Here is a 13,883-nt window from a genome sequence, read left to right as displayed (position 1 = left end):
GCACTTCTATTTTAAATAGTATGTATGCAATCGGGTTATGGCGAGATCTAGCAATGCTATTTTATTGATATATTCTCTTTTTTAACAAATAAGTAGTAAGTCATTGACAAGCAGACGATCCAAATCATTCCTACGATCAGCGCAACGCGTGTATCTTTAAAAAAGCCTAACAGCACGATGACAAATATCATAAATAAGATGGTGATGAGTGGACCAATCGGCCAAAAAGGGACTTTAAATTTTAGTTTGCTTGCCGTTTCAGCGCTCATTTTACGGCGCATAGCAACTTGAGAAAGCAATATCATTAACCAAACCCAAACGGTAGCAAATGTTGCTAAAGAGGCAATTATTACAAAAATATCTTGTGGAATAATATAATTGAGATAAACGCCAATCAGCATAATAACCGACATAACAACTACGGTCATCCAGGGAACACCAGTGCGGCTAACTTTCATAAATGAGCGAGGTGCTTGTCCTTCTTGAGTCATACCGTACATCATCCGTCCCGCCCCAAAAATATCACTATTAATAGCAGAGATAGCAGCCGTAATGACAACAATATTTAAGATATTGGCGGCAGAAGTAATATTTAAATTGGCAAAAATTTGCACAAATGGACTACCATTCTGACCAATTTGGTTCCAAGGAAAAATGCACATTAAGACCAATAGCGTTAAACCATAAAACAGTAATATACGTAATGGCACAGCATTAATGGCTTTAGGGATAGTTTTTTCTGGTTCTTTAGCTTCACTGGCCGTAATACCGATTACTTCAATACCACCAAAGGCGAACATAACGATTGCTAATGAGGCGATAATTCCTTCTACGCCATTTGGCATAAAACCACCATGTTGCCACAGGTTAAATAAACCTGTTGCATGATGTTCGGTACCTTGACCGAAACCAAATAACATGATTGCACCGCCGCCAATGATCATGGCAATAATAGCAATTACCTTAATAATTGATAACCAAAATTCTATTTCGCCGAAAATTTTCACATGACACAAATTCAATGCGCCAATAAATAGGACAATACTTAATACCCATATCCATTGATCAACATGCGGAAACCAAAAACGCATATAAGTGCCAAAAGCGGTTACGTCAGCTAGACAGACAATTAACATCTCAAAGATATAATTCCATCCAGTTAGAAAACCGGCCAGTGGTCCCATATAGTGGCTGGCATATTGCGAAAAAGAACCTGGTACCGGATGATGAACCGCCATTTCACCAAGTGCTCGCATGACCATGAAAACTGCGGCTCCACCGACCATATAGGCAAGCAAAACTGCTGGGCCAGCAGCCTGAATCGCTGAAGCTGAACCATAAAAAAGCCCTGTACCAATTGCGGAGCCTAACGCCATAAAGCGAATGTGTCTGCCAGTTAATCCCCGTTTAAGTTGATTTGTATTGTTCATGTGTCGTCTTTCCATCTTACTTTTAATGTGCTGGATATGCTCCCAGTTCACAACCTAAATGGTTTTGATAACTACAAAGCACAAGTTGTTAACCATAACATAAAGAAAGGTGTTCTAGGGATAGATATCTGCAATAATAGGCAAATTATTAAGTTATTTTAGAGAACGTTATGGATTATCCAATCAATCAGATTTTTCAAACAATACAGGGAGAGGGCTATTTTACTGGAGTAGCAGCAATTTTTATTCGTTTACAAGGTTGTCCGGTCGGGTGTAGTTGGTGTGATACTAAGCATACTTGGGCTAAAAATAAGCAACAACAACGGCCATTATCGATAATTTTAGCTAAAAAAAGCGATAATGATGAGTGGGCAACCTGTAGCTCAGAACAAATTGTTGATTTATTCGAACAAAAAAATTACACCGCTCGTCATATCGTAATTACGGGTGGAGAGCCTTGTTTATATGATCTCACTGAATTAACTGCTTACTTAGAAAAAAAAGGTTATCAGTGTCAAATTGAAACAAGTGGAACACATGATATTTATTGTTCTGAAAAAACGTGGGTAACTGTATCTCCAAAAGTGGCGATGCGTGGGGGTTTTAAGATATTACCGGCAGCGTTAAATCGGGCGAATGAAATTAAACATCCAGTCGGTCGTCAAAAAGATATTGAGGTGTTAGAACATTTGATTAATCAGCTCGCACCCAATCATCCTGCTCCGCATATTTGTTTGCAACCAATTAGTCAAAATGCTAATGCAACTAACCTTTGTATTGAAGCCTGTATTAAGCGTAATTGGCGGTTGTCAGTACAAATGCATAAATATTTAAACATCGCTTAATAATATTCAGCACCAAAGGGTGCTGAAACCGAAGTGTTGTGTTTATTTCCCGCGATATTTACAACCTGCATTACACGTTTCTTTAATCATTACCGAACTCAATTGTGGCAATATGGGTTTCATTTTATGCCAAATCCAACGTGCAATAACTTCACTGGTAGGATTTTCTAATCCTTCTATGTCATTAAGATAATGATGATCTAATTGTTGCCATAAAGGTTTAAAAGCTTTAGAAATATTGCTAAAGTCAACGACCCAGCCTGTTTGCGGATCAATTTCGCCGGTTAGTTCTAATCTGACCATAAATGAGTGCCCATGTAAACGCCCACATTTATGCCCAGCGGGAACATGGGGTAGTCGATGGGCAGCCTCAAATTGAAATTCTTTAAAAATTGTTGCACTCATTGTGGCACCTATCAATTGTATTAATACAAGCATTTTATCTGAATAAATGCATTTTTTATATTTGAAACTTTTGATTAATTAATCTCATTATGTCAATTAAAAATAATTTAATCATTTTAAAAATGAGATATGCTTATATTATCTTATTATCTTGGCGTTTTGTTATAACTTAATGAATATAAAATAGAAGAAAATGATTTTTCAGCAGAATTTTACTTCAAATTAAAAAAAAACATTTGATAAACAAAATATTTTTAATTTATTAACCCATCAGTAAGTAAAAACAAACTTTTTTTTGACATATAGCTAAGCTATACTTTGTCAATAAAAACACCCGTTTGACTCTATTTCATATTTATTTATCAATTTTTTATTAATAACTTATCTGTGATTGGTAGCGTCATGGAGTAAGTTATGGGATGATGAGTGAGTCTTGCAGGGGGCTTCGATGCGGAAATTAGCGTTGATATTGTTGGCGGTGCTTTGCTGGTTACAGTATTCACTGTGGTTGGGTAAAAATGGTGTCCATGACTATTTGCGTGTAAAGAATGAAGTTGCAGCGCTAGAGACGTTGAACATGACATTTAAAGTACGCAATGAACGTTTATTTGCTGAAATAGATGATTTGAATGAGGGACGTGAAGCTATTGAGGAGCGAGCGCGTACTGAACTTGGAATGATTAGACCTGGAGAGTCTTTTTACCGTATAGTGAATGAGAATTCTTTTCCCAACCATAAATAAAATTTTTAATTAATAATATCTTGTCGGGCCACAAAATTATTTAAAAATATTATGACGAAAAAGTAGTAATTCATAAAAAACAGTCTAAAGCAATGAATAAATTTATATCTAATCATAAAATGCAGGTTGCTGCTTTAATACCTGCCGCTGGTATTGGCAGTCGCATGAAAGCTGATTTTCCCAAGCAATATCTGCAAGTAGCGGGAAAAACAATTATTGAGCATAGTATATCTGCCTTACTTAAGCAGCCGAGAATTTGCCAAATAATTGTTTCGTTGAATAAAGATGATATCTTTTTTCATCAATTGGCTATTGCAAAAAATCCAAAAATTAAAACCGTCACTGGGGGTTGTCAAAGGGCTGATTCAGTGTTAGCTGGACTGAATTATTTATCAGACAATTTACAGCTAGATCCTTGCTGGGTTTTAGTTCATGATGCAGCTCGGCCTTGCTTACATCAAGCTGATTTAGATAGTATTATTCGTTTTATTGATAGCCAGCAATCTTCGTATGGTGGTATTTTGGCAGCGCCAGTAAGAGATACAATGAAACGTTCAGTTCAAGGAAAAAAAGATATTAGTCATACTGTTGAACGAAGAGAACTTTGGCATGCACTGACGCCACAATTTTTTCCTTTAGCGTTAATTAAAAACTGTTTGACTCAAGCATTAGCGCAAAAAGCGGTAATTACCGATGAGGCTTCGGCGCTTGAATATTGCGGTTACTATCCTCAATTACTGGAAGGTAGAATTGATAATTTAAAGGTTACTGAACCAGAAGATTTGATGTTAGCAGAGTTCTACCTTTCTCGCGCTTTATAAGACTATTGTTAGGAGTATTGTTCATGCGGATTGGACATGGATTTGATGTACATAAATTTGGTGGAGATGGCCCAATTACAATTTGTGGCGTGAAAATTCCCTATGAACAAGGATTAATAGCGCATTCTGATGGCGATGTCGCCTTACATGCACTGACAGATGCTATTCTTGGTGCAGCAGCATTAGGTGATATCGGTAAACTCTTTCCTGATACCGATCCAGCATTTAAAAATGTAGAAAGCCGTAGTTTGTTACGTGAGGCGTATTTGCAGGTGCTGAAAAAAGGATATTGTATTAGTAATCTTGATATCACAATTATTGCTCAAGCGCCGAAAATGCTGCCATATATTGCTGATATGCGCAAAAATATAGCAGATGATCTTGGTTGCCATATTGATGATGTCAATGTTAAAGCCACCACGACGGAAAAATTGGGATTTATAGGTAGAAAAGAAGGCATTGCTTGTGCTGCGGTGGCTTTATTAGTAAAGGATAATAGTAATGACGGTGACAGCACTTCAGTGGCTGCATGGTAAACCAGTAGCAAGTGGAGCAATAAAATTAACCGCTGAAGATTTTATTGTGCGTGAAAATCTGGGATTTTTGCCTGAAGGTGAGGGAGAGCACCTGATGGTTTATGTTAGAAAAAAAGGTTGTAATACTCAATTTGTAGCTGAACAGTTGGCTCGATTTGCTGGAATTTCTCCACGGAGTGTTAGTTATGCGGGATTGAAAGATCGGCAAGCTGTGACTGAACAGTGGTTTTGTCTCCATTTGCCAGGCAAGGAAGATCCCGATTTTAGTCAGTTTTTTTTAGCAGGATGTGAAATTTTGCTAGCAAAACGACAAAAACGTAAATTACGTATCGGTTCATTAAAAGGCAATGATTTTGAGTTAACTATACGACAAATTAGTGATCAGCAAGCGGTGGAAACACGTTTGCAACAAATCAGAAAATTGGGTGTAGCTAACTATTTTGGCGAGCAGCGTTTTGGTCGAGCGGGTAATAATCTCGTGCAAGCTGAGCGTTGGGCAAAAGGTGAAATTGTAGTTAAGCAGCGTAATAAACGTAGTTTTTATCTCTCTGCGGTTCGAAGTGTTATATTTAATTTTATCGTCAGCGAACGTCTGCTTAATAATAAAATAGGTCAGATAATGGACGGTGATGTTATGCAATTAACCGGTAGTGGCAGTTGGTTTGTTGCTAACAGTGAAGAATTACCACAATTACAAGCGAGATTGCAGGCTGGCGAAATCCAAATCACTGCGCCGCTATATGGTGAAAAAGAATTAGGTACCCAATCAGCCGCTAAACTGTTTGAACAACAATGTTTAACCCATTTTTCTGTTTTATTACCACTGCTGCAAACTGAACGAACAAATTTAGTTCGACGAGCAATCATTGTTGTTCCTCAAAATATGCAGTGGAAATGGTTAGAAAAGCAAACCCTAAAACTGTCTTTTTCATTACCCAAGGGTAGTTTTGCCACTAGTGTAATAAGAGAATTAATTAATCAATCTACTGAAAATATTGTTGATATTGACGAATAGTATTCGATTAAAAATAATGTTATTGATGATAAATCTTATTATATTTATATAATAAGATTTGAAATTTAGTATTTATATTATCAGTTTGTTTTTTAAAGTTATTACGCCTTTTAGCAATAAGCAGTATTAAGTTAAAAATTTATTTTGATATTATCATATTAGATGCTAACGATTGCTTACAACACTTAATTAGTAAATATTGTTATTAACTAAAGCCCAAACAGAAGAGACTTAAAATGGGTGATCAAAGATACGCAATAGACATTAAGATTAGGAGAAAAAATAAAATTTAATTGCTAACAAGTTTAATAAAAGATTGGCGGTTAATACATTGAGCGGTGTTATTGTTGTTTTTATAAAAATTAACTTACTTATTTTGTTCGTTATTGGCTGCTTGTGTTGATAATATTGAGTCAACCATCCTTTATACTTTTTTTGTATTTATTATAAATTTTTATTGATTGATACATTGCTAGTTAGATATTTGCTTAAGAGAGTACTTTCACTGAATATTATTTTGGCTTATCTTATTGATGTTATTTAAAAACAATAATTGTAATTAGATATTTTATTATTTTTCAGGTAGTTGTTAAAAGAAACAAAATTATATTGTTATTTTATTACATTCACTTACGTTAATATTAGACCTTCATTTTTCTATCATAATTTGATGTGTTTTTATTGTTACTTAATGATATTCTTGCTGTAATCTATTATTGACGCTATTTTCAACCCATAATCTTTTTTATCATAGATGAGAATAGTTGGATAAAATAGCCTAGTTCTTAATATATCGTTCAATATAAATCAACAGGATACAATAATGCTAAGGATATTGCTAAGTAATGATGATGGTGTAACAGCAACTGGCATTCAAACGCTTGCTACTGCGCTACGTAAAAATTATTTCGTTCAGGTTGTGGCACCTGATAGAAATCGAAGTGGAGCATCAAATGCATTGACACTTCATAAACCATTACGAATAGCCAAGTTAGCCAATGGAGACATCTCAGTACAAGGAACACCAACGGATTGTGTTTATTTAGGCGTTAATCAGCTTATTCGACCCTCTCCTGAAATTGTCGTTTCAGGTATTAATCATGGTCCCAACCTGGGGGATGATGTTATTTATTCTGGCACTGTTGCAGCAGCGACAGAAGGTCGCCATCTGGGATTACCGGCACTTGCGGTTTCATTAAATGGTGAAACCCATTTCCAAACAGCAGCAGAGGTAACTTGTCATTTATTAAAATTATTACAAAAAACGCCATTAAAGGCTGGTAATATTCTTAATATTAATGTACCTGACATTCCTTTGTCGGAAATTAAAGGTTACAAAGTAACACGGTGTGGTAGTCGTCATGCTGCTCAACAAGTTTATTCATCTGAAGATCCAAGGGGAGATATGGTGTATTGGTTAGGGCCTGTTGGAGAAATATGTGATGCCGGTCCAGATACCGATTTTGCCGCAGTAGCAGCAGGATATGTTTCTATCACACCGTTACAAGTGGATTTAACCGCTTATAAGGTTCAGCAAGTAGTTAAAGATTGGTTACTAAAAGCAGAGGCAAGTGAGGAATGCTAAAACGGTCAATGAGAGATTTATTGACACAACTACGCCATCAAGGGATTAAAGATGAAGCGCTATTGGCAGCTATTGCTAAAGTTCCTCGTGAGCGTTTTGTCGATGAAGCACTTTCACATAAAGCTTATGAAAACATTCCTTTACCTATCGGTTTTTCTCAAACCATTTCGCAACCTTATATCGTTGCTCGTATGACAGAATTACTTGCGCTTTCTCCCTCGGATCATGTATTAGAGATTGGTACCGGTTCGGGTTATCAAACCGCCATTTTAGCGCATCTTGTCGCGCGGGTTTTTTCGGTAGAACGTATCAAGGGATTACAATGGAATGCTAAACGTAGATTAAAACAACTTGATCTACATAATATTTCAACTCGTCATGGTGATGGCTGGCTGGGATGGGCTTCTAAGGGGCCTTTTGATGGGATCATTGTCACAGCGGCGCCGGCAGAGCTCCCTCTCGTGTTGCTTGAACAATTGAAAGAGGGTGGCCGAATGGTATTACCTGTCGGTGAGAAAAAACAGATGTTAAAAGTAATTAAACGCCAGGGTAATGATTTTCATGCTACAACAGTAGAACCAGTGAGATTTGTTCCTTTAATTCCTGGAAGTTTGGCATGAAATAGGTAATATTTTAGCGATAGATAATTTAAGGTTTTATTAATCTCTGCTTTAATAGACATAATAATTTATTATTTAGTTATTGCGATAAATTGTCGATCATGACTTAGATTATCGATTTTTATTCAAGATTTGTCTTCATGGGAGAAGAAGTATGAATTTTAACAGCCCAAAATTTGCGATTCGATGGGCAACTATCTGTATAATAACAGGCACAATGTTAATCGGGTGCTCGACACCATATCATCCAGCAGCGCCAATTAGTAGTGTCCATGATAGTAGCCGTCCGATTAATACTTATCCTGCTGTCAATACATCGGCAAAAAGTACGCCAATAGCCTCTTCTCCTAAAAATATTTCTGTTAGCAATCAGAGTAGTAGTATAAATCAGCCGATATATCAGCCAGTAATGCCAGCACCTAAGACTAATACAGATGGTCGAATAATTTATAACCGAAATTATGAAAATATCCAAAAAGGAAGCTATAGTGGTAACACTTACACAGTTAAACGAGGTGATACCCTGTTTTATATTGCTTGGATAACAGGCAATGATTATCGTGATCTAGCGCAACGTAATAAAATTACAGAACCTTATAGTTTAAATGTTGGGCAAGTACTTAATATTGGTAATAGTTCAACCGATTCAGAAATAGTGGTTGCTAATCGTACTCCAAATACAAATGTTGATTCTCGGCCAACTAATGCGTATGCTTCATCTGTCAGTGAGCAAAATTCAGGTAAGATGTTACCGAGAGCAACCAAGCCATTAACACCTTCTACGCCGCCTGCAACAACAGCATCTTCGGGCTTTAATAGTAATAGCGTAGTGAATACCGTAGGTAAATGGCGCTGGCCAGCCGAAGGGAAAGTCATTGAATCTTTCTCTGATGTGCAAGGCGGAAATAAAGGCGTTGATATTGCTGGATCGCGTGGTCAGCCTGTTTTTGCAACTGCAGCAGGAAAAGTGGTTTATTCTGGAAATGCATTACGTGGATATGGAAATCTTATAATAATAAAACATAACGATGACTATCTGAGTGCCTATGCTCACAATGATACTATATTAGTTCGTGATCAACAGGAGGTTCAGGCAGGGCAAAAGATTGCCACTATGGGTAGCACCGGTACAAGTTCGGTAAGATTACATTTTGAAATTCGTTACAAGGGAAAATCAGTAAACCCGTTGCGTTATATTTCGCAGCGATAACTTGGACAGATTGCTTGTCAATGCTGTCTGCATTATCAAGGGTAGGAGTGACTGATGAGCCAAAATTCGCTAAAAGTTAACGAGTTATATGACGATTTAGACGAAACTAGCATGGATGCGGAAGCTTTCGATGAAAGCTTGCTAAAAGAAGAGGACTTAAATCTAGAACAAGATGATGATTTAGATTTATTTCAAAATATTAATCAACGTGTTCTAGATGCAACTCAGCTTTATCTTGGTGAGATTGGATATTCACCTCTTCTGACAGCGGAAGAAGAAGTATTTTATGCAAGGCGCGCTTTACGTGGAGATGCAGCATCACGTCAGCGTATGATTGAGAGTAATTTACGTTTGGTTGTAAAAATTTCTCGTCGCTATAGTAATCGTGGTCTTGCCCTACTGGATTTAATTGAAGAAGGCAATCTTGGATTAATTCGGGCGGTTGAAAAATTTGATCCAGAAAAAGGTTTTCGTTTTTCAACTTATGCAACATGGTGGATCCGCCAAACTATTGAACGAGCAATTATGAATCAGACGCGAACTATTCGCTTACCGATTCATATCGTTAAAGAGTTAAATGTCTATTTGCGTATTGCAAGAGAATTGGCTCAGAAACTCGATCATGAGCCAAGCGCCGAAGAAATTGCAGAACGCTTAGACAAACCGGTAGATGATGTTAGTCGGATGTTACGGCTAAATGAGCGGATTTCTTCTGTTGATATGCCAATCGGCGGTGATTCAGATAAAGCGTTACTTGATGTGTTATCTGATGATAACGATTCAGGGCCAGAAGGAACTATCCAGGCTAACAATATGAAAGAGAGTATTGTTAAATGGCTGTTTGAACTTAATGCAAAACAGCGTGAAGTTTTAGCGCGGCGCTTTGGTTTATTAGGCTATGAATCGGAAACGTTAGAAGAAGTAGGGCGAGAGATTGGCCTTACTAGAGAGCGTGTTCGTCAGATACAGGTTGAAGGATTGCGCCGATTAAAAGATATTTTACATAATCAAGGTCTTAGTATGGAATCTTTATTTAAGACCTAATATCTTTTCAATAGCGTTAATATTAATAAGGTGGGAGAAAAACCCACCTTTTTGTTTGTCATCAGGTGGTCACGCCACTATGAAATTTAAAATCGTTATCTGGTGTTTGGATCAACTCAGCCTCGATGTGAGCAAAATATTGGATCCTCTGCTGAATGTTTTCACTAGAAATAGCTTGCGCTAAAACTAAATAATCTTGATAGTGGCGAAATTCTGATTTGAGTAGTGAAATGTAGAATTTAGCTAAGGTTGTTTCGAGATGGGGGGCAAGTTTAGCAAAACGCTCGCAAGAGCGCGCTTCGATATAAGCGCCAATGATTAGTTTATCAATTAATGCGTTCGGTTCGTGATGACTAACGTGGCTAAATAACTGCTTAGCATAACGACCAGCACTGATACTTTGATATCTGATATCTCTTTTCGACATGATTTCCAACACTTGATAAAAATGGTGGAGTTCCTCTTTAATTAATAACACCATTTTATCAATTAAAGATTGGCTATAACTTGTGTTTTTCTTGCCTCGGAGCGATTTAGAAAGCTGATTTTTTCCTCTTAAAGTATCAATATTACCGATTTTCTTATAAGCAAAATCTTCGAAAGGTTGTAACCATTGTAATAATGTATCACCGCTCTGTTCATCAACGGCATATTTTCGCAACAGCAACATCGCACTTTGTGCAGCTTTTAGTTCACACAATAGATGATCGCATAAAATAATCGTTAAGTTTTCTGCTTGACTCGCTTTGTCTATCCATGCTTGCGGCGTTTCACAGGCTAAAAAATGGTGAATTGGATCGAGTAATTTTGCATCATATAACATAACTATTTCACCATTTCTTTTAATCGATAAATCAATTCAAGTGCCTGACGAGGTGTTAATGTGTCAGGGTTTAACTCGGCTAATGTTTCAATGGCTGGTGAAATAGTTTTTTCCACTATTGTTGATAGTTGTGAATCATCAATAGATTTATTCGCTGGCAGTGTTGAGAGTGTTTCTAGCTCGATTAATTTCTGTTTTGCTCGTTGAATAACTTTAGCGGGCACACCCGCCAATGAAGCCACGGCTAAGCCATAGCTTTTACTGGCGGCACCATCTTGTACGTTATGCATAAAAGCGATAGTGTCGTTATGCTCCATTGCATCCAGATGGATATTAAACGCACCTTCCTGTTTATCTGCCAAATTGGTTAATTCAAAATAATGAGTGGCAAATAGCGTCATGGCTTTAATCTGGCTAACTAGATTTTCCGCACAGGCCCAGGCCAGTGAAAGACCATCATAGGTTGAAGTACCGCGACCTATTTCATCCATCAACACTAGACTTTGTTCTGTCGCATTGTGCAGTATATTAGCGGTTTCTATCATTTCCACCATAAAAGTTGACCGGCCGGCAGCAAGATCATCAGAAGCACCGACCCGTGTAAAGATCCGATCAATTGGGCCAATAATCGCTTTTTCGGCCGGTACAAAGCTACCTATGTAAGCGAGCAAGGTGATGAGTGCGGCTTGACGCATATAAGTACTTTTACCGCCCATATTGGGGCCAGTAATAATTAACAAACGCCGTTGTGGCGACAGATCTAGTGGATTAGAAATAAATGGTTCACTCAGTACCCGCTCAACGACCGGATGGCGTCCAGCGACAATTTCAATACCAGGTTTCTCATTTAATATTGGACAGCGATAGTCTAAAGTTTCGGCGCGTTCTGCTAAATTATTCAGTACATCTAATTCCGCTAAAGCTTCGGCGCTTATTTGTAACGCTGACAGATGGGGCAACAAGAGATCAAACAGTTGTTCATAAAGCTGTTTCTCAATTGCTAATGCTTTACTTTTAGAAGTTAACACCTTGTCTTCATATTCTTTCAGCTCAGGGATAATATAGCGTTCGGCATTTTTTAGGGTTTGCCGACGGACATAATGGATAGGTACCCTATGACTTTGTCCGCGACTGACTTGCAGATAATAGCCATGCACCGCATTAAAACCGACTTTTAGGCTATCAATGCCTAATTTCTCTTTTTCCCGCAATTCAAGTTTTTCTAAATAATCACTGGCACCAGCGGCCAGTGCGCGCCATTCATCCAGTTCGCTATGATATCCTGCGGCAATCACGCCCCCATCCCGCACTAACACCGGTGGAGTGTCAACAATGGCCTCTTCTAATAATGTTTGCAGCGATGTAAAAGTGCTAACACGGGATTGCAAGTTTTTCACATAGGGAGATCCTATCTTATCTAATATCGCGTGAATATCGGCAAATTGTTGGAAAGCGTGACGCATACGAACTAGATCTCGAGGTCGCGCTGAACGAAGCGCTAAACGGGCTATTATTCGTTCTAAGTCACCGATTTGGCGCAGAAAAGGTTGTAATTCAAAATGATAAGCTTGCAACCCTGTTATTGCCTGTTGGCGATTTAATAATTTATCTAGCTTGCGTAACGGACTATGTAGCCAACGTTTTAGCATACGGCTACCCATAGGCGTAACACACTGATCCAGTATGGCCGCCACGGTATTATCGCTACCACCCGATAAATTTTGTGTTAATTCAAGATTACGACGGGTAGCTGCATCAAGGATAATGGTCTCTTTTTGTTGCTCCATGGTGATGCTACGGATATGGGGTAACGCGGTACGCTGCGTATCTTTGACATATTGCAGCAAACAACCTGCGGCTCGCAAAGCTAATGTTGCTTTTTCAACGCCAAAACCCATTAGATCCTGTGTACCAAATTGCAGATTCAATTGTTGTTTGGCGGTATCTAATTCGAACTCCCATAACGGGCGACGACGTAATCCTTTATTATTTTCAAATAGCGCAATATTGGTAAAATTTTCTGGATAGAGCAGTTCTGCCGGGCGGGTTCGTTGTAATTCAGCGCTGATAGTGTTGATATCAGCCATTTCACTAATAATAAAACGGCCGGAAGTAATATCTAAAGTAGCATAGCCATAACGCTGCTCTTGTTGCCAAATCGCGGCTAATAGATTGTCCTGCCGCTCTTGTAGTAATGCTTCATCAGTAACGGTTCCTGGTGTTACGATACGAACAACTTTACGTTCCACCGGGCCTTTGCTGGTAGCGGGATCACCGATTTGTTCACAGATAGCCACCGACTCGCCTAATTGGACTAATTTGGCTAAATAACTCTCTACTGCATGATGAGGTACACCAGCCATTGGAATCGGTTGCCCGGCCGATTGTCCACGCTTAGTTAATGAAATATCGAGTAATTGTGCGGCTTTTTTGGCATCATCAAAGAACAACTCATAAAAATCACCCATCCGATAAAATAACAAAATATCAGCATGTTGTGCCTTAAGCCGCAAATACTGCTGCATCATTGGGGTATGGGAAGCGAAGTTTTGGGGATTAGTCATAGTTTTTATTTTTTAACTCTTTGAGTTGTATTGTTGCCGGTAAGACTTGCTTGCTTAATGCTATTTTAATTAAATTCTAAACAATTTTCTGTATGAGGAATGAATTTTAAAAATGCATTGGCAGCTTGCTAGCTAAATCTACCCACTGATGAAAAATTTGCTTTACTATACTATGGATAAGCAATAACCAGAAGTCACAGCGTTGAAAAATAGTGCTGGAAAAATTAGCTCCAGTATAGGATC

At 38.1% G+C, this 13,883-nt stretch carries 13 protein-coding genes; 9 read left to right on the top strand and 4 right to left on the bottom strand.

Annotation, left to right across the window (positions count from 1 at the left end; all coding sequences use genetic code 11):
* Window positions 1-56: 56 nt before the first annotated feature.
* Window positions 57-1,430, bottom strand: a complete 1,374-nt coding sequence (hutT, locus tag LDL57_RS03490) for an L-histidine transporter HutT (RefSeq protein WP_180560664.1) — start codon at window positions 1,428-1,430, stop codon at window positions 57-59.
* A gap of 170 nt (window positions 1,431-1,600) precedes the next feature.
* Between hutT and queE the strand changes: the two genes are divergently transcribed.
* Window positions 1,601-2,275 carry a 7-carboxy-7-deazaguanine synthase QueE gene (queE, locus tag LDL57_RS03485; protein ID WP_180560663.1) on the top strand — a complete coding sequence of 225 codons (675 nt, stop codon included), beginning with the start codon at window positions 1,601-1,603 and terminating at the stop codon, window positions 2,273-2,275.
* Between the two features lie 42 nt (window positions 2,276-2,317).
* On the opposite strand, the gene queD is transcribed toward queE, so the two are convergent.
* Entirely contained in the window at window positions 2,318-2,680 is a 363-nt protein-coding gene (gene queD, locus LDL57_RS03480) for a 6-carboxytetrahydropterin synthase QueD (RefSeq protein ID WP_180560662.1), read from the bottom strand.
* 448 nt (window positions 2,681-3,128) lie between these two features.
* Between queD and ftsB the strand changes: the two genes are divergently transcribed.
* The 8 genes from ftsB to rpoS all read left to right on the top strand — a co-directional run bounded on the left by ftsB (window position 3,129) and on the right by rpoS (window position 10,253).
* Window positions 3,129-3,422 carry a cell division protein FtsB gene (gene ftsB, locus LDL57_RS03475; protein WP_180560661.1) on the top strand — a complete coding sequence of 98 codons (294 nt, stop codon included), beginning with the start codon at window positions 3,129-3,131 and terminating at the stop codon, window positions 3,420-3,422.
* A gap of 92 nt (window positions 3,423-3,514) precedes the next feature.
* Window positions 3,515-4,243: a 2-C-methyl-D-erythritol 4-phosphate cytidylyltransferase gene (gene ispD / locus LDL57_RS03470; protein ID WP_180560660.1), complete on the top strand. Its 729-nt coding sequence runs from the start codon at window positions 3,515-3,517 to the stop codon at window positions 4,241-4,243.
* A gap of 23 nt (window positions 4,244-4,266) precedes the next feature.
* Window positions 4,267-4,779, top strand: a complete 513-nt coding sequence (gene ispF, locus LDL57_RS03465; protein WP_180560659.1) for a 2-C-methyl-D-erythritol 2,4-cyclodiphosphate synthase — start codon at window positions 4,267-4,269, stop codon at window positions 4,777-4,779.
* The gene (truD, locus tag LDL57_RS03460; protein ID WP_225507068.1) at window positions 4,745-5,794 is read left to right on the top strand and encodes a tRNA pseudouridine(13) synthase TruD; all 1,050 of its coding nucleotides are present in this window, start codon (window positions 4,745-4,747) and stop codon (window positions 5,792-5,794) included. Before ispF ends, truD begins: the two co-directional genes overlap by 35 nt.
* Before the next feature lie 823 nt (window positions 5,795-6,617).
* On the top strand, window positions 6,618-7,379 hold the full coding sequence (surE, locus tag LDL57_RS03455; protein WP_180560658.1) for a 5'/3'-nucleotidase SurE: 762 nt from the start codon (window positions 6,618-6,620) through the stop codon (window positions 7,377-7,379).
* The gene (locus LDL57_RS03450) at window positions 7,373-7,999 is read left to right on the top strand and encodes a protein-L-isoaspartate(D-aspartate) O-methyltransferase (protein ID WP_202881814.1); all 627 of its coding nucleotides are present in this window, start codon (window positions 7,373-7,375) and stop codon (window positions 7,997-7,999) included. The genes surE and LDL57_RS03450 overlap by 7 nt, the downstream gene beginning before the upstream one ends.
* A 154-nt stretch (window positions 8,000-8,153) precedes the next feature.
* Window positions 8,154-9,209 carry a murein hydrolase activator NlpD gene (nlpD, locus tag LDL57_RS03445; protein ID WP_225507066.1) on the top strand — a complete coding sequence of 352 codons (1,056 nt, stop codon included), beginning with the start codon at window positions 8,154-8,156 and terminating at the stop codon, window positions 9,207-9,209.
* A gap of 54 nt (window positions 9,210-9,263) precedes the next feature.
* A complete protein-coding gene (gene rpoS, locus LDL57_RS03440; RefSeq protein WP_180560656.1) occupies window positions 9,264-10,253 on the top strand; it encodes an RNA polymerase sigma factor RpoS in 990 nt (329 codons plus the stop codon).
* 61 nt (window positions 10,254-10,314) lie between these two features.
* On the opposite strand, the gene miaE is transcribed toward rpoS, so the two are convergent.
* Both miaE and mutS read right to left on the bottom strand, forming a co-directional pair.
* Window positions 10,315-11,076 (bottom strand): tRNA isopentenyl-2-thiomethyl-A-37 hydroxylase MiaE, encoded by a 762-nt coding sequence (gene miaE / locus LDL57_RS03435; protein WP_225507063.1) that lies wholly within the window; start codon window positions 11,074-11,076, stop codon window positions 10,315-10,317.
* Between the two features lie 2 nt (window positions 11,077-11,078).
* Window positions 11,079-13,640, bottom strand: a complete 2,562-nt coding sequence (mutS, locus tag LDL57_RS03430; protein ID WP_180560654.1) for a DNA mismatch repair protein MutS — start codon at window positions 13,638-13,640, stop codon at window positions 11,079-11,081.
* Between the last annotated feature and the right edge of the window lie 243 nt (window positions 13,641-13,883).

The organism is Arsenophonus apicola, assembly GCF_020268605.1.
GTDB classification, from domain to species: domain Bacteria; phylum Pseudomonadota; class Gammaproteobacteria; order Enterobacterales; family Enterobacteriaceae; genus Arsenophonus; species Arsenophonus apicola.
The sequence above is the reverse complement of the archived record's forward strand: the minus strand, read 5'-3'. Positions and strand labels throughout refer to the sequence as shown.